The sequence below is a fragment of the Streptomyces sp. NPDC001480 genome (assembly GCF_042894725.1).
Taxonomy (GTDB): domain Bacteria; phylum Actinomycetota; class Actinomycetes; order Streptomycetales; family Streptomycetaceae; genus Streptomyces.
The window spans coordinates 55928-80518 of record NZ_JBIAVX010000006.1 but is presented as its reverse complement, the minus strand read 5'-3'; the positions used below and the strand labels follow the sequence as shown (position 1 = coordinate 80518).

At 71.6% G+C, this 24591-nt stretch carries 24 protein-coding genes; 15 read left to right on the top strand and 9 right to left on the bottom strand.

Features of this window, described 5'->3' with window-relative positions:
* Positions 1-55: 55 nt before the first annotated feature.
* The 5 genes from ACFY01_RS15865 to ACFY01_RS15845 all read left to right on the top strand — a co-directional run bounded on the left by ACFY01_RS15865 (position 56) and on the right by ACFY01_RS15845 (position 5622).
* A complete protein-coding gene (locus tag ACFY01_RS15865; protein ID WP_390736686.1) occupies positions 56-1372 on the top strand; it encodes a ricin-type beta-trefoil lectin domain protein in 1317 nt (438 codons plus the stop codon).
* A gap of 490 nt (positions 1373-1862) precedes the next feature.
* Complete coding sequence (locus tag ACFY01_RS15860) at positions 1863-2954, top strand: alpha/beta hydrolase family esterase (protein ID WP_390736301.1); 1092 nt, start codon at positions 1863-1865, stop codon at positions 2952-2954.
* Positions 2955-2976: 22 nt separating this feature from the next.
* Positions 2977-3510, top strand: coding sequence for a hypothetical protein (locus ACFY01_RS15855; protein ID WP_390736300.1), 534 nt, complete (start codon positions 2977-2979; stop codon positions 3508-3510).
* Between the two features lie 321 nt (positions 3511-3831).
* The gene (locus tag ACFY01_RS15850; protein WP_390736299.1) at positions 3832-4281 is read left to right on the top strand and encodes a VOC family protein; all 450 of its coding nucleotides are present in this window, start codon (positions 3832-3834) and stop codon (positions 4279-4281) included.
* Positions 4282-4383: 102 nt separating this feature from the next.
* Complete coding sequence (locus tag ACFY01_RS15845) at positions 4384-5622, top strand: acetyl-CoA carboxylase biotin carboxylase subunit family protein (RefSeq protein WP_390736298.1); 1239 nt, start codon at positions 4384-4386, stop codon at positions 5620-5622.
* A 39-nt stretch (positions 5623-5661) separates the two neighbouring features.
* On the opposite strand, the gene ACFY01_RS15840 is transcribed toward ACFY01_RS15845, so the two are convergent.
* The 9 genes from ACFY01_RS15840 to ACFY01_RS15800 form a co-directional block, all read right to left on the bottom strand.
* Entirely contained in the window at positions 5662-6933 is a 1272-nt protein-coding gene (locus ACFY01_RS15840; protein WP_390736297.1) for an MFS transporter, read from the bottom strand.
* Positions 6934-7016: 83 nt separating this feature from the next.
* Positions 7017-8270, bottom strand: coding sequence for an ATP-grasp domain-containing protein (locus tag ACFY01_RS15835; protein WP_390736296.1), 1254 nt, complete (start codon positions 8268-8270; stop codon positions 7017-7019).
* Positions 8263-9525 carry an ATP-grasp domain-containing protein gene (locus ACFY01_RS15830; RefSeq protein WP_390736295.1) on the bottom strand — a complete coding sequence of 421 codons (1263 nt, stop codon included), beginning with the start codon at positions 9523-9525 and terminating at the stop codon, positions 8263-8265. The genes ACFY01_RS15835 and ACFY01_RS15830 overlap by 8 nt, the downstream gene beginning before the upstream one ends.
* Complete coding sequence (locus ACFY01_RS15825; protein ID WP_390736294.1) at positions 9522-10802, bottom strand: aspartate aminotransferase family protein; 1281 nt, start codon at positions 10800-10802, stop codon at positions 9522-9524. The genes ACFY01_RS15830 and ACFY01_RS15825 overlap by 4 nt, the downstream gene beginning before the upstream one ends.
* Complete coding sequence (locus tag ACFY01_RS15820) at positions 10796-12343, bottom strand: amino acid adenylation domain-containing protein (RefSeq protein ID WP_390736293.1); 1548 nt, start codon at positions 12341-12343, stop codon at positions 10796-10798. The genes ACFY01_RS15825 and ACFY01_RS15820 overlap by 7 nt, the downstream gene beginning before the upstream one ends.
* Complete coding sequence (locus ACFY01_RS15815; RefSeq protein WP_390736292.1) at positions 12336-13517, bottom strand: acyl-CoA dehydrogenase family protein; 1182 nt, start codon at positions 13515-13517, stop codon at positions 12336-12338. Before ACFY01_RS15815 ends, ACFY01_RS15820 begins: the two co-directional genes overlap by 8 nt.
* Complete coding sequence (locus tag ACFY01_RS15810) at positions 13514-13780, bottom strand: phosphopantetheine-binding protein (protein ID WP_390736291.1); 267 nt, start codon at positions 13778-13780, stop codon at positions 13514-13516. The genes ACFY01_RS15815 and ACFY01_RS15810 overlap by 4 nt, the downstream gene beginning before the upstream one ends.
* 16 nt (positions 13781-13796) lie before the next feature.
* Positions 13797-15038 (bottom strand): pyridoxal phosphate-dependent aminotransferase, encoded by a 1242-nt coding sequence (locus ACFY01_RS15805; RefSeq protein WP_390736685.1) that lies wholly within the window; start codon positions 15036-15038, stop codon positions 13797-13799.
* Between the two features lie 8 nt (positions 15039-15046).
* On the bottom strand, positions 15047-16363 hold the full coding sequence (locus tag ACFY01_RS15800; protein ID WP_390736290.1) for a KamA family radical SAM protein: 1317 nt from the start codon (positions 16361-16363) through the stop codon (positions 15047-15049).
* 337 nt (positions 16364-16700) lie between these two features.
* On the opposite strand from ACFY01_RS15800, the gene ACFY01_RS15795 reads away from it, so the two are divergent.
* The 10 genes from ACFY01_RS15795 to ACFY01_RS15750 are packed head-to-tail and all read left to right on the top strand — an operon-like array spanning position 16701 to position 24583.
* Positions 16701-17420, top strand: a complete 720-nt coding sequence (locus tag ACFY01_RS15795; protein WP_390736289.1) for an alpha/beta fold hydrolase — start codon at positions 16701-16703, stop codon at positions 17418-17420.
* Positions 17413-18663 (top strand): glutamate-5-semialdehyde dehydrogenase, encoded by a 1251-nt coding sequence (locus ACFY01_RS15790; RefSeq protein WP_390736288.1) that lies wholly within the window; start codon positions 17413-17415, stop codon positions 18661-18663. Before ACFY01_RS15795 ends, ACFY01_RS15790 begins: the two co-directional genes overlap by 8 nt.
* A 34-nt stretch (positions 18664-18697) precedes the next feature.
* A complete protein-coding gene (locus tag ACFY01_RS15785; protein WP_390736287.1) occupies positions 18698-18979 on the top strand; it encodes an acyl carrier protein in 282 nt (93 codons plus the stop codon).
* Entirely contained in the window at positions 18976-20301 is a 1326-nt protein-coding gene (locus ACFY01_RS15780; RefSeq protein ID WP_390736286.1) for a TrpB-like pyridoxal phosphate-dependent enzyme, read from the top strand. Before ACFY01_RS15785 ends, ACFY01_RS15780 begins: the two co-directional genes overlap by 4 nt.
* Positions 20298-21143, top strand: coding sequence for a hypothetical protein (locus ACFY01_RS15775; protein WP_390736285.1), 846 nt, complete (start codon positions 20298-20300; stop codon positions 21141-21143). The genes ACFY01_RS15780 and ACFY01_RS15775 overlap by 4 nt, the downstream gene beginning before the upstream one ends.
* 52 nt (positions 21144-21195) lie before the next feature.
* The gene (locus ACFY01_RS15770; RefSeq protein WP_390736284.1) at positions 21196-21456 is read left to right on the top strand and encodes an acyl carrier protein; all 261 of its coding nucleotides are present in this window, start codon (positions 21196-21198) and stop codon (positions 21454-21456) included.
* A complete protein-coding gene (locus ACFY01_RS15765) occupies positions 21453-22565 on the top strand; it encodes an acyl-CoA dehydrogenase family protein (RefSeq protein WP_390736283.1) in 1113 nt (370 codons plus the stop codon). The genes ACFY01_RS15770 and ACFY01_RS15765 overlap by 4 nt, the downstream gene beginning before the upstream one ends.
* Positions 22562-23164 carry a 4'-phosphopantetheinyl transferase family protein gene (locus tag ACFY01_RS15760; RefSeq protein ID WP_390736282.1) on the top strand — a complete coding sequence of 201 codons (603 nt, stop codon included), beginning with the start codon at positions 22562-22564 and terminating at the stop codon, positions 23162-23164. Before ACFY01_RS15765 ends, ACFY01_RS15760 begins: the two co-directional genes overlap by 4 nt.
* Positions 23161-24039, top strand: a complete 879-nt coding sequence (locus tag ACFY01_RS15755) for a hypothetical protein (RefSeq protein WP_390736281.1) — start codon at positions 23161-23163, stop codon at positions 24037-24039. Before ACFY01_RS15760 ends, ACFY01_RS15755 begins: the two co-directional genes overlap by 4 nt.
* On the top strand, positions 24026-24583 hold the full coding sequence (locus tag ACFY01_RS15750) for a flavin reductase family protein (RefSeq protein ID WP_390736280.1): 558 nt from the start codon (positions 24026-24028) through the stop codon (positions 24581-24583). The genes ACFY01_RS15755 and ACFY01_RS15750 overlap by 14 nt, the downstream gene beginning before the upstream one ends.
* Positions 24584-24591 lie beyond the last annotated feature (8 nt).

Below are 24591 nucleotides of genomic sequence, written 5' to 3'. Positions count from 1 at the left end.
CTCGCACGTCCCCCCACCACGGAAGAAGGAGTGCATGAAACGCAAACCCCTCTTGATGTCGATCGCGGCTGCGTTACTTCTCGTCCTGTCAGCCGCGGGCACCTCGTTCAGCAGCAACCTGGACGCGCCCGCGTCGGCAAGGAGCACCGGTGCCGTCCGGGCGACCGCCGGCTGCGGCAAGGCCCCGGCGCTGACGAGCGGCACCCACACGATCCAGAGCGGCGGCCAGACCCGCAGCTACATACTGCGGGTCCCGGCCGGCTACGACAGCAGCCACCCCTACCGGCTGATCTTCGGTTTCCACTGGCGGGGCGGCACCGCCAATGACGTCGACTCGGGCGGAACCGACGGGTACAACTGGTCCTACTACGGTCTGCGGCGCCTGGCGGACGCGAACAACAGCACGATCTTCGTCGCGCCCCAGGGCAATGGCAACGGCTGGGCCAACCCCGGCGGCCAGGACGTGGCCTTCGTCGACGCCATGGTCAGCCAGATCGAAGCAGGTCTGTGCGTCGACACCACCCAGCTGTTCTCCGCGGGCTTCAGCTACGGCGCCGCGATGTCGTACGCCCTGGCCTGTTCCCGGGCGACGGTCTTCCGCGCGGTCGCCGTCTACTCCGGCGCGAACCTCAGCGGGTGCAACGGCGGCAACCAGCCCATCGCCTACATGGGGCTGCACGGCCTCAGGGACAACGTGCTGCCCATCGCGTCGGGACGGCAACTGCGTGACACCTTCGTCCGGACCAACGGCTGCACCCCGCAGAACCCGCCCGAGCCGGCCTACGGAAGTCTGACCCACATCATCACCACTTACTCCGGATGCAGGTCCGGCTACCCCGTCGTGTGGGCCGCGTTCGACGGAGCGGGCCACGACCCCGGCCCCATAGACGGTTCCACCGGCGACGGCTGGCGCACCTGGACGTCGGCAGCGGTGTGGCAGTTCTTCACCCAGTTCGGCTCGGGTACCACACCGCCCCCGCCCCCTGGCAACCAGGAGATCATCGGCCAGCAGTCGGGGCGCTGCCTCGACATCAGCAACTCCACGACCGCCAACGGCACCCAGGCACAACTGTGGGACTGTAACGGCGGCTCCAACCAACGGTGGTCCTACTCCGCCGGAAAGCAACTGGTGGTCTACGGCAACAAGTGCCTGGGCGTCGGCCAGTCTGCGGGCAACGGCACGCCGGCGGCGATCTGGGACTGCAGCGGGCAGGCAGACCAGCAATGGAACGTCAATCCTGACGGCACGATAACAGCGGTGCAGTCGGGGCTCTGTCTGGACGCCAACGGGCAGGGGACCGCCAACGGGACGAAAGTCCAGCTGTGGAGTTGCACGGGCGGAGCGAACCAGCGCTGGCGCCTGGAGAACTGACACACCGGGGCCGGACGCGGCACCGTGCCGACCTGGCCGCGCATTGAGACCTGGGCCGCCAGCGCCACCCTCAGCGTCGGCACGTTCCACGAGGGCATCGTTGCCCCGGCTGTCCGTCCGACGCCGCCGACAACGCGTTACAGGCCGACATCACCGCTGCCGACTGTCCGACTGTCGCTGAGCCGGGCGATGGCCGTAAGACGCGCGATGCTCAGCACCAACGCACCCTGTCGCCAAAGCCATCGGCCGACCAGCCACCGCCGACGGGCGCCGGATCCTGCGGCGTCCGCCGGACGTCCTCACGGGGCCAAGGCAGCGCACCACAGCGGGCGGCGATTCGGCTCGGAGCCGCCCTCCACCGGCCCCGGCGCCGGACGCCCGGCCTGCCCGGTGCGAACTGCCGGGCCAGCCGCTTCCCTGCCCGTACCGATCACCGAAAACGAGGTTCAATGTGACACGCACTCTGCGCGCGGCCCTGGCGATGGTGTTAATGCCACTGGCCGCAGTCCTGACGCTCCTGGTGCCCCAACCAGCGGCCGCGGCGAGCCTGACCCGCATCACCGGTTTCGGGAACAACCCCACCAACCTCAACATGTACCTCTACGTGCCCGACCACCTGGCGCCCAAGCCCGCCCTACTGGTCCTGGTCCACTACTGCGGGGGCTCGGCAGGGGCGATCTTCGGTGGGAACGGACACGATTACGTCACCGCCGCCGACCGGTACGGCTACATCATCGTCCTGCCCGAGGCCACCCGCGACGGGCACTGCTTCGACGTCTCGTCACCGGCGGCGCTCAAGCGTAATGGCGGCAGCGACTCCACCGGCATCATGTCGATGGTCGGTTACACCCGGCAGCGCTACAACGTCGATCCGTCCCGCATCGTCGTCAGCGGATTCTCGTCCGGAGCCATGATGACGAACGTGCTGGCCGCCGAGTACCCCGATGTCTTCAGTGCCGCCTCCGCGTTCTCCGGGGTGCCGGCGGGCTGCTTCGCCACCAGAGACGGTTCCCAGTGGAACGGCCAGTGCTCCGCCGGCAATGTCATCAAATCGGCTCAGCAGTGGGGTGACCTGGGCCGTTCCATGTATGCGGGCTACACCGGTCGCTACCCGCGCATGCAGTTGTGGCACGGCACCACCGACACGACGCTCGCCTATCCCAACTTCGGCGAGGAGATCAAGCAGTGGACCAACCTCCACGCCCTGAGCCAGGTACCCACCGCCACCGATCGGCCGAAGTCGGCCTGGACCCGCACCCGCTACGGCGGCACCGGCCCGCGGTCCATGGTCGAGGGCATCAGCATCGCGGGCACGGGCCACACCCTGCCGCAGCCCGGCATGCTGGCCTACGCCATCACCTTCCTCGGCCTGGACGGCGGTGGCGCCACCACCCCCCTCCACAGCGCCTCCCATGCGCTGCATGCGGTGGGTACGGGCACGTACCTGGAGGCGAACCGGCCGGCGGTGCGGCGCGGGTCCCTGGTCCGGGTGGAGCGCCACGGTCGCCATGTGCACTACGGGCTCGACCTGGACACCGTCGAACGGATCGGACAGGACGCGGCGATGACCCAGCAGTACTGAACACCGCTACGTGGAGGCGCGCATGAGAGGCCGTTACCCGATCGTCGAGCACCGTGAGCTGCGGCCGTGGTGGCGGTGGAGCGCGTGGCGCGAGCGGCGCCGCCCCCTGGTGGCCGGGCGCGGCCAGGTCTTGGTGCACGTGGTCGACGAGATGTACGGGAGCGGGACGGCCGATCCGGCGCGCTGCACCGCCATGACCCTGGTCAACGTTCGTCCGGGCCGGTTGGTGTCCGCGCACTGGGAGCTGACGGCGGCCGGCAGCGACTGGGACTTCCCCGTCACCGCGACCTTCCGCTGTACGGTCGTCGACCCCGTCGCGGTCGCACGCAGCCGGCGTACGGGCGCCCCGTGGGACGTGAAGTACGTCCTCTGGCAGTACAACAGGCCGTGGCAGCTGAACCGGGAGCATCCCGTGGGCGACGAGGACGGCCTGCGCCTGGCCCTGACCACGCGGCTCCAGGCGCGACCGGTCCATCGGGAGATCGCCGGGGTGCGGGTGGAGCTCGAGGAAGTGAGTGTGGGGTCGGCCCGGTTCGTCTCCGTCGCCGATGCATGACGCAGCCACCGTCGCCGCCGCTCACATCACTGTCATCCAAAGAGCGCTGCCGACCAAATGAAGCTGATCAACGGCCCTGGCAGCAGCGTTCGACGGATCAGCGGAACGTCTCCGATGATCTCGTATCACCGCTTGCCTCGAACAGGGGCGAGGCACGGACGCCCTCCAGAAAGTGATCCCGGGAGCGATCAGTTCGAACCGGAGTTTGGGTAGCTTGGAACGGCACGGATGTCTGAAGTCGAGCGACGCGGGCGTTGCCCTTCGGCGGAGGTTCCCCCAAGTGGGTCGTTCGGGCAGGGCCGGGCCGGGCACCTGGAGTCCATGACCGACGACGCAAGCCGCATCCGGCTGGTGCAGACCGTGCTCGACAGCACCGACGCCCGCAAACTCGCCGAGTTCTACCGATCCCTGCTGGGATTCGACTACGCGGAGGGGGACGAGCCGCCTTCGGCCGGTCAGCCTGACGAGCACGGCAGGGACTGGCTTGTCCTGCGCAATCCCGGCGGTGGACCGCAGCTCGCCTTCCAGCAGGTGGAGCGCCTGCGCGAACCGGGCTGGCCCGACGGCTCGGTGCCCCAGCAGATGCACCTCGATCTGAGCGTCGCCTCGTTGGAGGAACTGCGCAACCAGCACGAGCGCGTGCTCAGCCTCGGCGGCAGCCTGCTCAGCAACCGGGACCGGCCGGATCCCGACGACGAGGAACGCTTCCGTGTCTACCGGGACCCCGAGGGCCACCCGTTCTGCATCTTGGTCGCGGAGCGGGACGAGTAGCCCGCGGGAGCACGGGCGGCGACGAGCGGGCGCCCCTCGCGGGCGGGAGCCGGCGGGGCCGCCGCCGGGACTCGCCCGGCGGCGCACGGGTATCCGGTGTCCATGACGATGGGACATCTGCTCGTGATCACGCCTGGCCTCCGCGCATACCGCGAGTACCTGCTGCAATCGATAGGCCGCGAATTCCGCGTCCACCTGGTGGCGACCGAACCCCCCACGTGGGAACTGGCGTACACGGTCGGCCACACCGTGGTGGCCGACCTGGCCGACGTCGACGGCCTTGTGCGGGTCGCCCGGGCGGTGGACGCCGAACAGGCGCTGGACGGCGTCATCTGCTGGGACGAGACCTGGATCGAGCAGACCGCGCAGGTGGCCGCCGCCCTCGGACTGCCGGGAGGAGACCGGCGGTGCGTCGAGCGCTGCCGGGACAAGTACCGCACTCGTGCGGCCCTCGACGCCCACCGGGTGCCCCAGCCGCTCTCGGTGCTCGTCTCCGGGCACGAGGAGGCCCTCGCGGTGGCCGGGGACATCGGCTACCCGGTCGTCGTCAAGCCGCGGGCCCTCGCTGGGAGCTTCGGCGTGGTGCGAGCCGACTCTCCCACCGGTCTGCCGGATGCCGTCGAGTTCACGGATGCGAGCGGCGAGTCGGCGCCCGACCTTCCGACGCACGAGCGGAACATCCTGGTCGAGGAGTTCGTCCAGGGACCGGAGATCAGCGTCGACAGCGTCGTCCACCGCGGCGCGGTGACCCCGGTCTGCCTGGCCCGCAAAGAGGTCGGCTTCGAGCCCTACTTCGAGGAGACCGGGCACGTCGTCGACCCGGACGACCCGCTGTGGTCCGACGGGACACTGGCGGATGTGATCGTACGCACGCACGCCGCGCTGGACTTCACCGACGGTGCGACCCACACGGAGATCAGGCTGACACCGTCCGGGCCGAAGGTCATCGAGGTCAACGCCCGGATCGGAGGGGGCATGATCCCCCTGCTGAACCTCATGGGCGGTGGCCCGGACCTCGCGCTCGCCGCCGCCGACGTCGCGTGCGGCAGACCGCCCAGGCTGCGGGCGGCCACCGGAGACCGCCGGGTCGCCGCCATCCGCTTCTACTACCCGCTCAAGGACGACACCGTCATCGCGGACGTCCGCTTCGAAAAGTCGAGGCTGCCGGAGCAGGTGGCGCGCTGCGGCCCCCTGGCGGCGGCGGGAGAGGTCAAGTCGCCTCCGCCCCGCGGACTGATGGACGGCCGGGTGGCCTACGCGATCGCCTTGGGTGCTGACGCGGACACCTGCCGTGCCGCGCTGGACAAGGCGGGGCAAGCCCTGCGGGTGGACGCGGCCTGAGGCAGCCCATCCGTGGGCCGCCGCCGGACCGTGGCCCGCTCAGGGCGTGCTCGCCGACGTGGTGGCCCTGGCCTCCTCGGGGGGCTCGGGCCTGAGGCTGTCCAGGGTGCGGATCTTGCGCAGCGGGGACAGGAGCAGGAAGAGACTGGTGCTCAGCAGCCCCACCGTCCCGACCACCAGTGCCCCGCGCAGCCCCAGGTGGGTGCCCAGCCAGCCCCCGAGCAGCGAGCCGATCGGTTTCATACCAAGGGCGACGAAGAGGTAGGCGGCATTGGTGCGCCCCAGGACCCGCTCCGGGGTCACTCGCTGGCGGATCGTCATGGTGTGGACGTTGCAGGCGGTGATGCCGAAGCCCTGCACGAAGAAGGTGACGGCGAAGAGGGGAGCCGCCCAGGTGCCGCGGTGCGTGATCGGCAGCAGCAGTGGGGCCAGGTCACCGATCACTGCGGCGAGCACCAGGGTGCGGCCAAGGCCCACCCGGTGGGCGAGACGGGCGGTGAACGCCGCGCCGAGCAGTGCGCCCACGGCACCGATGGACAGCATGAGACCCAACGTCCCAGGGCTCATGTCCAGTTCTTTCACCGCGAACAGGGTGAGGATCGTCAGCACGATCTGCCAGCACAGGTTGTAACTGGCGGCCTCACCGAGGGTGGCCCGCAGGTAGGGGCTGGAGAAGGTGAAGCGAAATCCCTCGGACACCTGGGACCGTAACGGCGCGGGATCGATGCGGACGGCCTTCTCGCGCTTGCGTACCGCGGATACGCCCAGCGCGGAGGCGAGGTACGAGAGGGCGTCGGCGAGCAGGGCGAACGGCGCCCCGATGAGCTGCACCAGCGCCCCGCCCAGCCCAGGGCCGCCGATTTCCGCCACCGACTCGCTCGCCGTGAGGCGGGAGTTGGCGCCGGTCAGGTGTTCCGGCGGCACAATCGCCGGCAGATACGATCGGTAGGCGATGGTGAAGAACACCCGCGCGGCCCCGGCCACGCAGGCCAGCGTCAGCAGCCAGCCGAACGTCAGCAGGTCCAGCGCCGCCAGCAGGGGGATGGCGCCGATCGACAGCGCCTGCCCCAGGTTGGAGAGGATCAGCACGCCGCGCCGCTGCCACCGGTCGACCAGGACGCCGGCGGGCAGGCCGAGGACGACGTACGGGGCGAACGTCAGCGCGCCCAGCAGCCCCAGCTGTGCGGGGTTGGCGTCGAGGGTGAGAACCGCGGTCAGTGGCATGGCCAGCTGGTACACCTGAGTTCCGACGAGCGAGGCGGTCTCGCCCGCCCAGACGAAGTTGAAGTCCCTGCGCCAGCCTTCTGCCACGATGCTCCCTAGGTGTAGTCCTGTCGCCGGTACGCTGGGCGCCGTTCCCGGACGGACGGTCCGGGAACGGCGGTGAGACTGTCTCAGTGCCCCGGTTCGACGTCGTAAAAGCCGAAGCCGTCCAGATAGCAGACAGTGGCGAAATCCTGCAGCAGGACGGAGCGGTCCGGGTGGATCAGGCCCACCGTGACCGGTTCGCTCTCGTCGTCGGTCGTGCGCACCAGGCGATCACCGGGTTCGAAGCGCTGGGTGACGCCCCGGCAGCTCTCCAGCTCCTCGATCAGGCCGATGTGCGGGTAACCGCGCAGGACACCCTCGTACGGCGAGGCGAAGAAGGCCATGGCGCCGTGGTTCTGTACGGCGTACGGGGCGTCGATCTCCTCGAGGAACCGCTCCGGGTGGGCGTATGCCTGCACGGTCCGGTCGATCTGCGACTCGCCGGTCAGCAGGACGGCGTACCGGGCGACATCCGCCCCGCACAGTCGCGCGCCGGCCTCGACCAGGCGCGGCCCCGCACCGGTGAGCATGACCTCCAAGTGCACCGGGCCCCAAAGGATGCCGAGGGCGTCGAGGACGCGGTAGGAGTACTCGGTGACGGCGTGCCAGTCCGCATCCTCGCGCGGGACCGAGGTCATGCCGTTGATCCGGTCGTGCAGGCCGTTGACCGTGATCTTCTGGTACCGCCAGACGTCCGTGACCCGGTGTCGGCCTCGGCAGCTGACGGTGTTCACCACGAACTCCACGCCCCGCAGGTACTCCTGGGCGACCACACCCTCGTTGGGGACGTCGAAGACGCTGTCCCGGGACATGATCCGGTGGTAGGCGGCGACCGACTGCTCGGGGGTGTCGCAGAATGACACCCCGTCGTTGCGGGCGCTGCGCACCGGCTTCACGACGATCCGGGCGCCCATGGACCGGTGCCACGCCTCCAGCTCCTGCGGGGAGCCGATGCGCTCCTGCCGGGTGGTCGGCACTCCGGCCGCCCTGACCGCCTCGATCTGGACGTACTTGTCGCGGCGGGCCTCGCTCAGCGCGGTTCCGTTGCCGGGTAGGCCCAGGGCCTCGTTGAGCCGGTCGGTGAACTCCACCCCCAGCTCGCCTCCCACCACGACGGCCTCCGGGCCGACCTCCGCCAGCCGCGCGACCATGTGCTCGAAGGTCCCGTCGTGGACGAGGTTGTCCCGGTAGCCGGTGAGGTCAGCCGGTCCGTAGGAGGGTGGGACCTGTGGTGTGGACTGGACGCGGACGCAGTCGAGCCCGGCCTCGCGGAACGCCCGGCCCACCTTGTTGACGGCGCCGTAGGGATCGGCGAGGGCGATCGTGCGTGGGTCACCCATGGTGTCCCTGCTCCACTTCGTAGAAGCCGTACCCGTCGAGGTAGCAGACGGTCTGGAAGTCCTTCTCGACGGTTGCGGCGTCGGCGTGCGCCAGACCGATCGCAAGGGGCTCGGTGCTGTCGTCGACCGTGCGGCGCAGCTGCTGCCCAGGAGTGACCCGCAACGCCATGCCCTGGTAGCTGTCGAGGCGTTCCACTTCGCCGAGCAGCGGGTACGACGTGAGACGGCCCTCCAGCGGGGAGGCGAGGAACGCCATCGCGGCGTGCCCGTCCCCGCGGTAGGGGGAGTCGGCGTCGGCGAGGAAGGAATCCGGGTCCGTGTACGCCTGCACCGTGCGGTCGATCTGCGACTCACCGGTGACGAGGACGGCGTACCGGGCCACGTCCGAGCCGCACAGGCGGGCGCCCAGCTCCACCAGGCAAGGGCCGGCGGAGGTCATGATGATTTCGAGATGAGCGGGCCCGTGGGCGATGCCGAGGGCGTCGAGCACCGAGAAGGCGTACTCCCGCAGCCGGCTCCAGCGCGGGTCCGACGGCGGCAGCGAAAGGATTCCGTTGATGCGGTCCCGGACCCCGTTGACGTCGATCTTCTGGTAGCGCCAGGTGTCGGTGACACGGTGGCGCCCGTCCCGGCTGACGGTGTTGACCACGAATTCCGTGCCGGACAGGTACTCCTGCGCCACCACCCCCTCGTTGCGCAGCCCGAAGGCGTTGACGGCGCTGCTGACCCGCCCGTAGGCGGCGACGGACTCGGCCGGGCTGTCGCAGACGCTCACCCCGTCGTTGCGGGCGCTGCGGACCGGTTTGACCACGACCCGCCCGCCCAGCCGCGCGTGCCACGCTTCCAGTTGCGCGGCGTTCTCGACCGTCAGCTGACGTGCCGTGGGCAGGCCGGCCGCCGCCACGGTCCGCGTCTGCACATCCTTGGTGCGCCGAGCGTGGCTGAGCGCGGTGCCGTTGCCCGGCAGGCCAGTGGCCTCGCACAAGGCGTCGGCGAGTTCGACGCCCTGCTCGGCTCCGGCGATCACAGCGATCGGCCGGTAGTCGGCCAGCAGCGCGGCGGTCGCCGCGACGTCGCCGGTGTGGACGAGGTTGTCGGCGTACAGGCCGAGGTCCAGTTCACTGCGGTAATGAGCGGGTATGTCGAGCGTGCTCTGCACCCGCACGCAGTCGTGCCCGGCGGCGTCGAACGCCTTCGCCAGCCGGGCGGCGGACGCGAAGCCGTCGACGATCGCGACGGCGTGACGCCGGGTCACGAGCCGTGCCCGGCGACGGTGCGCAAGGCGGCCGTCAACCGCTCCACCAGCTCGTCGGCCTCTTCCTCGCCCAGCACGAGCGGGGGCATCAGCACGAGCGTGTTGTTGGTGCTGGTCAGCAGCAGACCGGCGACCTTGCAGGCACTGCGCACCCGCGCCATCTCGCTCTCACCCGGACGATCCGACGCCCGGCGCAGCTCGACGCCGATCATCAGCCCTTCGCCGCGCACATCGTGGATCAGCGGGATCTCCTCGGCCGCCGCGCGCAGTCGCCGGCGGATCTCCGCCCCGGTGGTCCGTACCTGCTCCAGCAGCGTGCCGTCGGCCAGTTCCTCCAGTACGGCCAGTCCGGCGGCCATGGCGGCGGGGTGGCCGTCGGCGGTGCAGCCGTGCGGGAAGACGTACTCCGGACGGGAGACGGCCTCGTCGAAGACGGCGTCCGAGCAGACCAGGGCGGCCAGCGGGAAGTAGCCTGAGGTGATGCCCTTGCCCAGCACCAGCATGTCGGGCAGGACGCCCTGCGCGGCCATCACCGACATCGCACCCGTCCGGCCGAATCCCGTGGTGACCTCGTCGGCGATGAGATGGATGCCGTGCCGGTCGCACAGTTCCCGGATCCGGGCGAGGGCCCCTTCGGGGGCGGGCAGGACGTCGGTGCCCATGATCGGTTCCACGATCACGGCGGTGATGTTCTCCGGCCCGTGCCGCTCCACGGCTCGTTCCAGGGCGGCCAGGTCCCAGGGCCGGACGTGGTGCACCCCCGGGGCGAGCGGGGCCTGCAGCGCGTGCATCTGCCGCTCGCCGGTGAGCGCGCCGGCCAAGCCCCCGGTGCCGTGGTAGCCGTTGGTGAAGGCGAGGACCTTGACGCGCTGCGTCTCGCCGCGGACCTTGCGCACGAAGCGCGACATGAGCACCGCGGCGCTGGTCATCTGGGAGCCGGTGCTGCCGAAGCGCACGTGGTTGAGGGGGGCGGGCAGTTCGGCCACCAGTCGGCGGGCGTAGTGCAGACAGACCTCGGCCGGCTCGTGGTAGCGGATGATCTGGGCCACCGGCAGCCGGCGGAGCTGTTCGGTGATCGCGTCCACGATCCGTTCGCAGTCGTAGCCGAGGGTCGTGTTCCACATCGCCGCCCGCGCGTCCAGGTACCAGGTGCCGGTGGCGTCCTGTAGGCGGCAACCCTTGCCCTGCACGACGGCGGTGGCGTCGAAGCCGCCGTCTTGGACGGTCTGCGGCGTGAGGGAGTTGTGCCAGAGTGCGTCGTGGTCGTTCCTCAGCATGCCAGCGTCTCCAGCTTCTTGCGGTCGAGCTTGCCGTTGTCGTTGAGCGGGAAGCGGTCCACCCGCAGGAACCGGCCTGGGACCATGTAGGCCGGCAGCTTGCCCGCCACCCATCCGGCCAGTTCCGCCACCGGCACCGAGGCACCCACGTAGAGGGCCTTGAGGTCGGTGCCGTCGAAGAGGACGGCGGCGTCCTCGATGCCGGGGTGGCTGCCGAGGGCCGCCTCGACCTCGCCCAGCTCCACGCGGTAGCCGTGGACCTGGACCTGGGCGTCCAGTCGGCCGAGGTGGGTCAGCACCCCGTCCTCCTCCACGACCCGGTCGCCGGTGCGGTACCACAGCCGCGCCGCCGGGGCGTCGTGCGTGTCGTGGATACGGACGCCGGCGCCGGGTTCCCAGTCGAGGAAGCGGCCGGCGTTGTTCTCCGGGTCCAGGTATCCGGAGAAGCGCTGCACGCCGCGTACGCACAGCTCGCCCTCGGCCGCGAGGGCGCCCGTCTCATCCAGGACGACGTGCTCCAGGTGCGGCAGGCGGCGGCCGATCGGGACGGAGGCATTGCGGGTCTCGGGCCAGTCGGCCGGATCGGCCGGCAGCCGGTGGGCGGTGCAGGTGACGGTGAGTTCGGTCGGGCCGTAGAGGTTCTCGATGACCGCCTGCGGTGCCGCCCGGTGCCAGGCGGCCGCTTGCTTGAGGGTCAGCTGCTCTCCCGCGAACAGCCCCCATCGCAGCTCCGGGAGGCATCCGGGCGGCAACCTGCGCATGCGTGCGGCCAGCGAGACCACCGACGGCACGGAGAACCAGTGCGTGAGCCGGTTCGCCCGGGCGAAGGCGGCTGGATCGGCGAGGTCCTCCCGCTGCGGTACGACCAGGGTGGCGCCGCCGGCCCACGTGACGAACATGTCGAACACGGACGGGTCGAAGGTCAGGTCGAAAGTCTGGCTGAGCCGGTCGCCCGGAGTGACCTCGTAGCGTTCCACCTGGTGGGCGATATAGGGGAGCACGTTGCCGTGCGCGATGGGAAGGCCCTTGGGGACACCCGTCGAGCCCGACGTGAAGAGGATGTATGCGGGGGCCTTGCCGACGGGCGGTGGCGCTGCCGCGTCACCCGTCCTGGCCGCGGTCCCGCCGGCCGACGCCGGCGGAGCGCAGTGCCCCGACGGCGTGCTGTCCGCCGTCGCCAGGGTGAGCGGGACCGCGCTCTCGCGCATCAGGTCCCGCAGCGCGGTGTCGGTGAGCACCGTTCGCAGACCGGCCCGGGCGGCGATCGCGGCGTTGCGCTGCGCGGGGAAGATCGGGTTCAGCGGGACCACGGTCGCCCCGGTGCGCAGGACGGCCAGATATCCGGCGTACGCCAGGGGAGAGCGGGAGGCCAGCAGTCCGATGCGCGCTCCCGACGGGGCCGGGCCGAGGTGGGCCGCGAGGCGTTCGGCGGCCCGGGCCAGCTCCCGGTAGGTGAGGGTCACGCCGGCCACGCTCAGGGCGGGCCGGTCCGGGTGCCGCCGTGCGCTTTCGGAGAACAGGTCGAACAACGAGTCAGACATGGCGGACCTCCCGGTCCATGAGGGCCAGCACGCCGTCCGCCGCGTGCAGGCGGTCGTTGCTGTAGTTGAGCGGGGCGGACCGCAGGTCGCGCAGCGTCCGCTCGAGGCCGGTCGGCGAGTCGCGCAGGTAGCCGTGGCGCATGCCCATCAGGTCCGTCAGCTCGTCGGCCGCCGCCGGGCACAGCTCGGACGCGGTCAGTTTCACCGCGTTGACGAGGAGCTGCACGGGCGCGCTCGTGTTGTCCTCGGCCGAGGCGATGACCGATGCGGTGTGCGTGATCAACGCGTGGACGGTGTCCAGGCGCTGGCGGACCCGCGAGAGGCGGGTGAGCAGCAGGGGCGAGTCCAGGTCGTAGCGGCGCCGCTCGGCCCGCAGCAGGGTCACGACGCGCTGGAGCGCGCCGTCGGCGGCGCCCTGCCAGCACGCTGCCCAGCCGAGATGCGCCAGTGGCGCGAAGGTGCGGACCGCGATGTCCCGGAACGCCCCGTGCTCACCGATGACCTGGTTGCAGGGGATCTCTCCGGCCAGGTGCAGGGGCGCGCTGTGCGTCGCGCGCATGCCCATCGGGTTCCAGTCCCCCCTTACCGTGACGGCGAGTTGATCGCGCTCGGCGTAGACGAGCGACAGCTGGGACGGGGACGTGGCGTCGGGCGCCAGGGCGGTGATGAGGAACCCGTCGGCGTGGCTGCCTCCGGTCACCACGGGGGCGAAGCGGTCCACACGGACGGTGCAGTCGTCGCCGGCCGTCAGCGAGGACCCGGAGGAGAGCAGGTGTCCGCCGGTGGCGGCCTCGGTGGTCACCGAGGCCAGGTAGAGCTCGCCGCGGACGATGCGGGGCAGCAGCCGCTCCCGGAGGGTGCCGCCGTCCCGGACGACGGCGGCGACCTGCTGGCAGTGCATGGCGAAGATCATGCCGACCGACATGCAGGTGCGGGAGAGACGGCTGCACACGGCCAGCAGGTCGGCCATGCCGCCGCCGGGGCCGCCGTCATCGGCGGGCACCAGGAGCCCGAGCAGGCCGGTGCGGCGCATGGTCTGAAGCGCCTCGGCGGGGAAGCGTGCCTCGCGGTCGCAGGCTTCGGCGTGTCGGGCGGCCTCCGCCTCGACTTCGGACACGGCGCGTTCGAGGTCAGCGGGCTGCCACGCCGTGCGGGGGAGGTCGGTGACGGTCATCCCGGTACTCCGCTGGCGCGCAGGGTCCGCTCGAAGAGGGCGATGAGCGTGTCCAGGCGGCTGAGGTTGTCCGGGGTGAGTTCGCTCGCCTCGACCTCGGTGTCGAGTTCTTCCTCGACCCGCTCGACGATCTCCACGATGCGGAAGGAGCTGAACGTGGGCAGTTGGGTCAGCGTGCTGGTGCTGTGCAGGTCGGCCTGGTCGACGCCGAGGACCTCGGCGCTGATGCCGGTGACGACCGTGCGGACGTCGGGTGTCTCCATGATGTCTCCCGAAGGGTCAGGCGCCGAGCTTGGCGAAGCCTTCTGCGACGAGGATGAGGGCGTCGGCGACGTGCGGAAGGGCGAGCGGGTCGGGGGCCGCCAGGGCGGCCTCCTGCTCCTCGTCGGTGTCGCCGTAGAGCATGCTGGTGGCGGCTTTGAAGCGCAGCGCGCCGGGATCGTCTCCGAGGTGGTGGCCCGCGAGGACGGCCAGGCCGTGCTCGTCCAGCAGGTGACGGGCCAGCGCCGCCGATCCGTCCACCCCTCGCTGCGCCAGCGCCTCGCGCCGCGGCTCGAAGTCGGGGTAGACGTAGAACGCCCCGGTGGGCGGCCGGCAGGTGGCACCGGCGGCGACCGCCGCGGCGTGCACGGCACGGGCCACGGCTCCGTGCAGTCGTGCGCTGGCCGCCAGCCGATGCCGGATCTCGGGCGGGTCACCGAAGGCGTAGGCGGCGACCTGCTGCATGGGGCCCGACAGCGTGGACCACATGTCGCTTGCCACGGCGACCAGCCGGTCGCGCAGTTCGCGTCCCCGGGCGCCGGGGGGCACGCGCAGGCCGCCGATGCGCCAGCCGCCGAGCGCCAGGGACTTGGACAGCCCCGTGGTCACCACGGTGCGGTCGGGGGCCACTTCGGCGGGACTGAGGAAGGAGGCGTCGGGCCGGTGCATGACGTCGCGGTAGATCTCGTCCGAGACGACGACCAGGTCCTCCGCCTCGGCGATCCGGCACACCCGCTCGATCAGCCCGGCGGTGGCGAGCGTGCCGGTCGGGTTGTCGGGGAGCGTGAGCACGACGATACGTGGGTCGCCCCCCGTCCGGCGGGCGCGCTCGATGGTCTCCGGCAGGACGTCCGGGTCGGGGATGCCGCCGCATCCGGCAGGGATCGGGACGCCGTACACCTTCTTCCCGGCCATGCGGGCCTGTGGCTCGTAGGAGTTCCAGCTGGGACGCGGCAGGAGCACGTCCCCGGGCAGCACCACGTTCAGCGCCATGAGCAGGGGCTTGCTGCCGGGGCCGAGCAGGACGTCCCGCGGGCCGGTGGGCAGGCCCCGGCGCTCGAAGTAGCCGGCGAGCGAGGCAAGGGCGTCGGGCGCTCCGGCCACGGGCCCGTAGGCGTTGCGGTGGGCGCCGGCGCACAGTTGCTCCACCAGGGGGTCGAAGGCGGGCAACCGGGACTCGCCGAAGCCGAGGTGGACGATGGACCGGCCCTGGGCCCGCAGCCGCGCGACCTCTTCGTTGAGGGCGAGGTTGGGGGACATCGAGGCGTTCACGGCCGCAGCGCCTCCCGGATGTCCCGCGGCGTGTCCGCCGCGATCTCCAGGTCGCTGAGCCAGGTGGCGCTGGGGTCGTAGTACGCCCGGAACGGGCAGCCGACCAGGGCGGGGTTGCGGGCCTGGGCCAGCCGCAGCTGGAAATACCGGTCTGCGCCGACGGTCTCGACGCCGTCCACCACGACCTTGCCGGGTGTGGTGGACATCACCGGGCCACGCACGGTGCGGGCGAGTCCAGGCAGGGTGCGGTAGGCGGTGTGGAATATCTCCATCGCGCGGGCCAGCGGCACCTTGAAGTAGTCGTAGGGGCCGGTGTCGCGTTCGACGAACATGTAGTACGGGACAGCGCCGAGCGCCAGTTCGGCCTTCCACATGGAGGCCCAGGTCTCGGCGTCGTCGTTGATGTGCGCGACCATCGGAGCCTGGCAGTAGACCACGGCTCCCGTGGCCCGGATCCGCCGCACGGCCTCGGCCACCCGGGCGGTGCGCAGCTCACGGGGGTGGGTGAAGTGGGCCATGACGGCGACCTGCTTGCCCGCGGCCGCGATGCGCTCGAAGAGCCGCAACAGCGGGTCGGCGTCCGCGTCGCTCACGAAGCGCTGCGGCCAGTAGGCCAGGGACTTGGTGCCGATGCGGACGGTGTTGACACTCTCCACGCCGAGCAGGGGCCCCAGGTGCCCGGTGATGCGGTCGGTGCTCATCACCAGCGGGTCACCCCCCGTCACCAGGACATCGCTGACCTCGGGGTGACCGTGCAGGTAGCGGACGAGCCGGTCCGGACCGGGGGTGGCGAAGCGCAGGGACGGGTCACCCACGAACTGCGCCCACCGGAAGCAGTAGGTGCAGAAGGAGTGGCAGGACTGTCCCTGCGTGGGGAAGTACAGCACCGTCTCGCGGTACTTGTGCTGCAGGCCGGCCAGTCGTTCGCCCTCGTGCACTGGCACGTTGTACTCGCGCTGCCCGGAGGGATGGGGGTTGAGTCCGGCGCGTATCCGTGCGACTTCGGCGGCCATCTCGCGCTTGGTCGCCCCGGCGCGCACGAGCGACTCCAGTGAGCGCTCGTCCTCTTCGGGAAGCATGCCGCGCTGGGGGAAGACCAGGCGGAAGAGCGGGTCCTGCGCCGGGTCCGTCCAGTCGATCAGCTCGTCGAGTACGTACTCGTTGACGCGGAACGGCAGGACGTGTGCCAGCAGGGCGATGCCGTCCCGTAGTTCCGAGGAGAGTCCGTAGCGCCGGACGACGTCGTCGATCTGCCGCGGACCGAAGGCACGGAAGCGGGTCGTGCCGACCGGTTGGTCGAGCATCAGTGTCATGCGGGGTCCCTCTGAAGTCGGCGGAATAGCTGGGCGACGGCAGGCCGGCCCTTGTCGGCGGTCGTGGCGTCGAGCGCCGATTACCCGGCTGGGATTCGTTGATTCGAGTTCGTTTCCGAGACCATAAATGCTTCGTATGGCGCCGATAAGAATACCGAATTCCGCCTTCTGGCCTGCTTTTATAACGCCCGCGGTCGCGGATGATAAGAGTCCTCTATGGGGAGCGAACTGAATTCGTTTGAAAGGTGGGTGGTGCGGAAGTCGCTTCTCGTCAATGCCATTGAGTGCGGAAGGAAAGATCATCGATGATCGGTTGCCCGCGCCGCGGACGCACACCATGAGCCGCGCGGATGTCGCCCAGCCGGTGCTCATGCCGATGGGCCGGCCCCGGCCCGGGACATGCAGCGTCCTCGTCCACGCCGCAGGCGGTGGCGTCGGGGCCTACACGGGCGTCGGGTTCGCCCTGCGCCGGTACGGCCCGGTACACGCCTTGCGCGGGTACGGGCTGGCGCCGGGGGAGGAGCCGGACCGCAGCGTCGCCGCCATGACGGACCGCTACTGGTCGCTGCTGCCGGAACTCCCCGAGCCGCCGCGGCTGTTGTTCGGCTGGTCACTCGGCGGTGTCGTCGCCTGGGAACTGGCCGCCCGACTGGCCGAGGAGGGGCGGCGGCCCCGGGTCGTGATGGTCGACAGCCCCGCCGCCCGCATCGACCGGGACCCGGCGACCGCACGGCGGTGGCGCGAGCGGGTTCACGCCTCCCTCGCCGCCGACGACAGCGGCGTCCCCGCCGACCGGGTCGCCGCGACCGCCGAAGCGCACCTGGACGCCGTCGTCTCCTACCGGGCGAAGGTGCGCCACGACTGCCCCACACTGCTGATGCCGTGCGCGGACGAGGACAACGACGACCACTTGGCGGCCTGGCGCGAAGTGGCCACGAACCTGACCGTACGGCCGCTGCCCGGCGACCACTTCACCGCCTTCGACGGCGAGCGGCTGCCCCTTCTCCTGGACCACCTCGGGGCCTTCCTCACCAGCACGGAGGAACAGCATGTCTGACGGCCTCCTGAACCGGGCCCGCACGGCGTTCGACGCGGCCCCGCCCGTGGGTGACTCCGCCTACGACCGGTACTGCCGTGCCCTCGGCGAGGAACTCGTCTCCCGCTGGCCCCAGATCGCCAGGGCCAACGCGGCGGACGTCGCCGCGGCCCAGCGGCTCGGCATGCCGCCCACGCTGGTGGAGCGGCTGCGTCTGACCGACCTCCACCGGGACCGGATGGTCGAGCTCACCACGATGACCCGGGACGAACTGCGGACGGTGCGCGAGACCGAGGTGCCCGTCTCCGGCGCGGCGCGACACGTTCACCGCGTCCCGCGGCCCCTCGGTGTCGTCCTGATGGTCTACGAGGCGCGGCCCACCGTCACCGTGGACGGCGCCCTGCTCCCGGTCGCCGTCGGGAACGCCGTGCTGCTGCGCGGCGGAAAGGAGACGGCCGCCACCAACGCCGCCCTCGAACGGGCCGTGCACGCCGCGCTCACCCGAGCCGGACTGCCCCCGGGCCTCGTCACGGTGCTGGACGACCCGCAACGCCGGCTGCTGCGGGCCCTGTTGAAGCGGCCCGACCAGGTGGACGTGCTCATCCCACGCGGCAGTCCCGCGCTCGTGGAGTACTGCCGCACCAGTGCCATCCCGCTGATCGCGAGCGGCGGCGGCGTCAACCACCTCTACGTCCACCGCAGCGCCGACCTGGACCTCGCCGTGCGCGCCACGCTGGACAGCAAGCTGCCCGAGCCGGCCGGCTGCACCTCCGTGGAGACACTGCTGCTCGACCGCGCCGTCGCCCGGTACTACTTCGAAGCCCTGGCGCGCGGCCTGGCGGGCCGTGAGACCGAGCTGACCCTGCACACGGCCCCCGAACTGGACGCTCTCGTCCCCTCCACGCTCAAGACCGAACCGCTCGCCGCGCACGATCTGGGCCGGGAGTTCCTCGACCCGGTCGTCGCCGTCGTGCCGGTCGACGACGAGAACGCCGCACTGGACCACGTCCGCCGCCACGGCTCCGGGCACACCGAGGGAGTCATCGCCCGGGACCGGCACGTCATCGACGCCTTCCGCCGCCGTGCCGACGCCGCGATGGTCGTGGTCAACGGCTCGCTGCGGCTGCACGACGGCCCGACCCTCGGCCTGGGCACCGAGATCGCCATCGCCACCGGCCGTCTGCACGTGCGCGGTCCCGTGACACTCGGCGCACTGGTCACCCACAGCTACGTCACCGACGGCGCCGGCGCGCTGCGCGGCTGACGCACGGCCTCCCCTCTTCCCCGAAAGGCGTGCCATGCCCCAGGAACTGTCCCTCGACCGGGACGCCGTCGCCACCGTCGTCAAGAAGGTGGTCATCGCCGAGTCACGGCTGTCCCTCCCGCCCGACAGCGTCACCGACGACGAACCGCTCGTCGGGGACCTGCTGAACGTGAACTCGCTCGGGTTCGTCGGCATGCTCGTGCGGATCGAGGACGAGCTCGACGTCAACCTCCCCGACGACCTCTTCGTGGGGCGCAGCTTCCGCACCGTCCGGGACCTGATCGACGTCGTGACGGCCGCGGAGGTGCGGCGGTGACGAACGGGATCCCCACCCGCTGGCGCAGTGTCCTGCCCCACCTGTCCGAGCCCCTGCCGCCGGACCGCACCCCGCCCCGCTCCGGTGGCGGGTCCGGCGAAATAAAGATCAACATCCCGACCGAGCTGATCCGGCACAGCGTCTTGGCCCGTGAGTACTGGGACATCCCCGCCCCGGTCGTCGACCGCTACCGGCAGTACCGCCCGACCCCGCTGTGGCGTGCTCGCGGTTTCGAGGAGGCCGTCGCCGCCCGCGTCCCCGTCTACGTCAAGAACGAGGGCGTCAACATCTCGGGCAGCCACAAGCTCAACACGGCGCTCGCGCAGGCCTACTACTACCGGAAGGCCGGAGTGAAGGAGCTGGTCACGGGCACCGGCGCGGGCCAGTGGGGCACCGCCATGGCCGCGGCGTGCGCCCTGTTCGGACTGCGCTGCCGGGTCTTCATGGTCGAGTCCAGCCTTCGGCGCAAACCCTACCGCGGGGTCCTGATGCGCATGCTGGGCGCCGAGGTGCACGCCAGCCCCAGCGGCATGACCAAGGTCTCCGCCAAGGAGGACCTGGCCGCCGGCAACAGCCTGTCGCTCGCCATCGGCGAGGCCGTCGAGTACGCCGCCGAACACGACCAGGTGGCCTTCTGCATCGGCAGCGGAGAAACGTACAGCATCCTGCACCAGTCCGTGATCGGCCTGGAGGCGGAGGAGCAACTCGCGGAGATGGACGCCGAGATCGGCGCGGTCGTCGGCTGCGTGGGCGCCGGATCCAACTTCGGCGGCATCGCGCTGCCCTTCCACGCCACCGCCCGGGCGGCCGGCAGGGAAGGGCCCCGCCTGGTGGCCGCGGAGTCCAGCAGCACACCGAAGCTGACACGCGGCGTCTACGCCTACGACAAGACCGACGCCACCGGCAGCGGCCCGATGGAGGCCATGTACACCATCGGCAGCGACTACCAGATCCCGGACGCGCACACCGCGGGCCTGCGTTTCCATGGCGCGGCGAAGCTCGTCTCCGCGATGCGGCACAGCGGGGACATCGACGCCATGGCGGTCAGCCAGGCGGACGCCCTGGGCGCGGGCCGGCTGCTCGCCCGCCACGAGAGCGTCCTGCCGGCGCCCGAGTCCGGCCACGCCCTGGCGGCCGCCGCCCGCATCGCCGCCTCGCCCGACGCCACCGGCGGGGTCCTGGTGTGCGTCAGCGGCCACGGCTACCTGGACCTCGGGGCGTACGAGCACTTCCTCGACGGAGGTGTCGAGGACCAGTCCCCGCCCGACGAGGCGCTCGCCCGTGCGGTGGCCGGGCTGACCCGGGTGGAGACCCACCCGTGACGGCCACCGCGGCCCCGTCCGTGCGGACCGGAATCCTGGACTGCGTACAGGTCAACCTGGCCGTTCTCGCGGACCGCCGGCACGAGCCCGGACGGCACCTCGCGCTCGGGGCGCGCCTGCGCTTCCGGCCGCAGCCCGGCCCCGACGGCCTGCCCACGGTGGACCCCTCACCGGAGGAGCACCTGCGCGACGGAGCCGCTCTCGTGGGCCTGCGGCCGGACGCCTTCGCCCATCGCGTCCCCGCGGACGGGCTGCGCGCCATGGCCGAACGGGCGCCGGTGGTCTACGCCGTCGCCGACTCCTACGACATGCCGTGGCTGCCCTACGCGGGCCGAGCGCACATGGAGCACAGCTTCCTGGCCGGCGCGCACCGGGACGGAGCCGAGGTCGAGGACGCGTACGACAACGAGACGGCGTGGGGGCCGGCCAGGCCCGGCCGGTGGACGTTCCCCTGGGAGCGCCTGCCCAGCGCCTCGTTCGCGTGCACCCTGTCGCCCCTGCCCGAGTACCACGCGCCCCGGCCGGAGCTGTGCCTGGACGATCCCACGGCGTACGTCGAGGCCTACACCGCCCACCCCGACCGGCTCGCCGCCCTGCGCCGGCTGACCGCGGAGACGTGGCTGCTGACGCGGGCCCGGCACCTGCACGCCGCCTACCGCGAGCACCTCGGCGAGCGGCTGGACGCGCAGGACCACCTGTGCCGCTGGGACCAGCTCACCGCGACCGCGTTCATCGCCCAGCGGCGCGCCGAACGGGGCAGACCGGTCCCCGGGGCCCTGCTGCCCGAACTGGCGTCCCTGCTCACCGCCGACCGCGAGGTGTTCGCCATGCGACCCCACTGACCCTGACCTCGACCCTGCAGATCCTCACCACCATCCACGTGACGGAGAAGCCGTGAACCAGCCCTTCATCGACCTGCTGACGCCCTTCCTCCCCAATCTCGGGGACCGTCCCCTCACCGAGGACAGCCGCCTGCACGACCTCGGCATGAACTCCATGAAGGCCATCGACCTGCTCTTCGCCATCGAGGACGGGCTCGGGGTGTCCCTTCCGGACGAGGACCTCAACGACACCACCTTCGCCACCGCCGGCAGTCTGTGGGCCGCGGTGCAGCGGGCGGGCGCCGCAGAGGGTGACCCCAGGGCAGTGGCATGAGCGTCTTCGCAGTGCGGGAGCCCGCCACCGCAGGCGGCTCCCGGCTCGGCACACTGCCCGCCGACACGAGCGGCGCCGACCTCTGGCGTGTGCTGGGCGCGGAGAACCGACTGGCCGAGGTCTATCGCGGCAACGATCCGCGCCGGGGCGTCGACGCGGCCGCGCTGGGTGCGCTGCTGACGGACGTCGACCACCACTTCGGCGTCGGCTCGACACTGGCCGTGACCGTCCCGCTGGCCACCTGTCTGCCGCTGCTGGCTGGAGGGACCGGCCCGGCCGCCCGGACACTCGCCGACAGCCTCGACGGCCGCACCGTCGTGGCCCTCGCCGCCACCGACGTGGACTCCGGCTGCGACCTTGCGACACTGGACACGCGCGTCTCCTTCGAGGGGGACCACGTCCGGCTCGACGGCACCAAACGCTGGATCACCAACGCGACGACGTGTGGCGCAGCTCTCGTCCTCGCCCGCCACCGGCCGGGTCCCCACTTCACCAACTTCACCTGGGTACTCGTGCCGGCGGACGCGTCCGGCGTACGTGCGGACCCAGCCGAGACCGAGCTGTTCGACGGCTCCGGGACCGGTCACCTCACCTTCGACGGCGTCCGGCTGACCCGCGACCACGTCGTGGGCGGCACCGGCCGGGGACTGAGCGCTTTCGCGGCCCACATCGCCACCGAGCGGCTGGCAGGGGCCCTGTGGGCGGTCGCGCTGTGCGAGCGGGTGCTGCGCGACACCGCTCGGTACCTGGGAAGGCGTCGCCACAGCGGCGGGGTCCTGTGGGAGCGGGAGGGGATACGCCAGCGCTGGGCGGGCGCACTGGTGCGCTCCCGTCAGCACCGCGCCCTGACCGAGAGCCTCACCGAGGCGGTCGCCGCACGCCGCGACACCTCGGCCGCCGCGCTGCTCAAGGCCAGCGCCGCCGAGACCGTCGAGCACGTCCTCGACGTGTGCGCCCACCTCCAGGGCGCGCACGGCTTCCGTGCCGGCGGCCCGCAGCACCTGCGGGCGCAGGGGGCCCTGTTCGGGATCGGCGGCGGCACGACCGAGGTCGTCCTGAGCATCGTGGCCGGCACGGCCCCCGAGAGCTGCCGCGGGGAGTTGCCGTGAGAGTCCTGGAGATCAGTCCGGGAGTGTGGGTGGCCACCGGTGAGGCGTCCACCGGCCGCCTCACCCCCGCCGACCTCGCCGCGGCACGCGGTCGGCCGGCCTGGCGCGCGCGCCAGATCCTCCAGGGACGTGAGCTGCTGCGCGGGTTGCTCGCCGAGGTGGCACCCGAGAGTGCCGACGAGCCGGTCGCGGCCGGCCACAACGGCAAACCGTTCCTGGCGGGCCGGACCCGGCCCGGCATCAGCATCTCCCACGACGGGGAGCACAGCGTCGTGGCCGTTGCGCCCGGCCGCCGCGTCGGAGTCGACGTGCAGGTGCCGCCGCACCATGTGGGACAAGCGATGGTCCGGCGGTGCGCCGCCCCGTACACGAACCACCTGCTCGGCATGCCGGCGCCTCTGCGGCACACCGTCTTCACGGAGATCTGGACGGTCCAGGAGGCCTGCGTGAAGACCGACGGCACCGGCATCGGGGGGCGCCCCTGGAGCATCGACGTGCCCCCGCATCTTGACCACGGTGACTGGCGCGGACTGCGCTGGCGCAAGGTGCGAGACCTCATCGACGTACCCGTGGCCTGCGCCTGGGAGGCGACACCATGACACCTGCCCTGTCCTGTTACTCCACCGCGCTGGTGGCGTACCTGGGAGGCGCGGCGGCCGACCGTCTGGCGGCGGCGGTGCACCTGTGGGTGCGCACCGATGCACCGGACGGCGCGCTCGCCTTCTCCCACCACGACCGCATCGACGGTGGGACCCTGGTTCACGACCACCGTGGCGACTGGCCGTCGGCCCGTGCGGCGCTCTTCGGCCTGCTCGCCGAGGAGGGGCGGGTGATCGTGTCGGGCAACACCTTCCACCTGCCCTGGTCGCCGCACCGCGGGGCGCGGGCCGTCCCTCACTGGTTCCTGCTGCGGGCCCACGACGCCAAGGGGTGGCTCGTGGCCGACCCGTTCCACGCCCTCATGCCCGGCGGCGAGCAACTGCCTTACGCCGGAGTGCTCGACGACGATTCGCTGCGTCGGGCGCTGACGCCGGTGGGGCGGCTCGCCCCGGCCGTCCGCAGCCGGGACGTGCATGCCCTGGGGGAACCGGCGGACATCGGCCCGACGAGCGCCTACCGCTGGCTGCGCCGGGCCGCCACTGCCCCGACAGGTTCTCCGGAGCAATGGCCGGGCACCTGGCTGCGCGAGCCGCGGGAGGTGTTCGCGTTCCTGCGTGACCGCCTCACCTCCGACGGGGACCTGCTGGAGCGGCACGTCGACGATCTGTGGGCGGCGTCCCGCCACCAGCTCCACCGCCTGGGTCCGAATCCCGACCCGGACCTGGCCGACGCCTGGACGCAGCTGCCCAAGGCCCTTCGCTTCGCCGCCGACTCCGCACGGCGCGGACGTCCCCGCACCAGCGTGGTCGAGCGGGCGCTCGACACCGTCGCCGGGCTCACGACCGGCATGGAGGTGAGCCGTGCTCGGGGGTGAGACGACGACCGACCAGGCGGCCCCGCGGGTCGAGGCGGGGGTGGACGAAGCGCTCTTCCGCGCGGCGATGAAAGGTCTGGCGAAGTGCGTCGCGGTCACCACTGCCCTCGGCCCGAGTGGGCCGGTGGGGTGCACCACGACCTCGCTGATGTCGCTGTCCGTGGCACCGCCGAGCGTGCTGCTGGCCTTCGGCGCGGGCGGACGCACCCTGGACGACCTGCTCGGCGCCGGCCGCTTCGCCGTCAACGTGCTGTCCCACACGCAGGGACCGCTGGTCGGGCGCTTCGCCACCGGCACCCCCGCGCAGCGCTTCCGGGACACGCCGCACGCCGTGCTCCGGGGCGTCCCGGTCCTGCACGACGCCGCCGTCGTGATGACCTGCGACGTCATGAAGACCTTCACCGCCGTCGATCACGTCCTGGTGGTCGGCACCGTACGCCATCTCACCGCCACCCCCGGTTCCCCGCTGGTGCTCGTCACCGGGGAACCACACATCGCCACACCCGTACCACCCGTCCCGGCCGCGGCCGACAACCTGCGTTGACCTGGAGA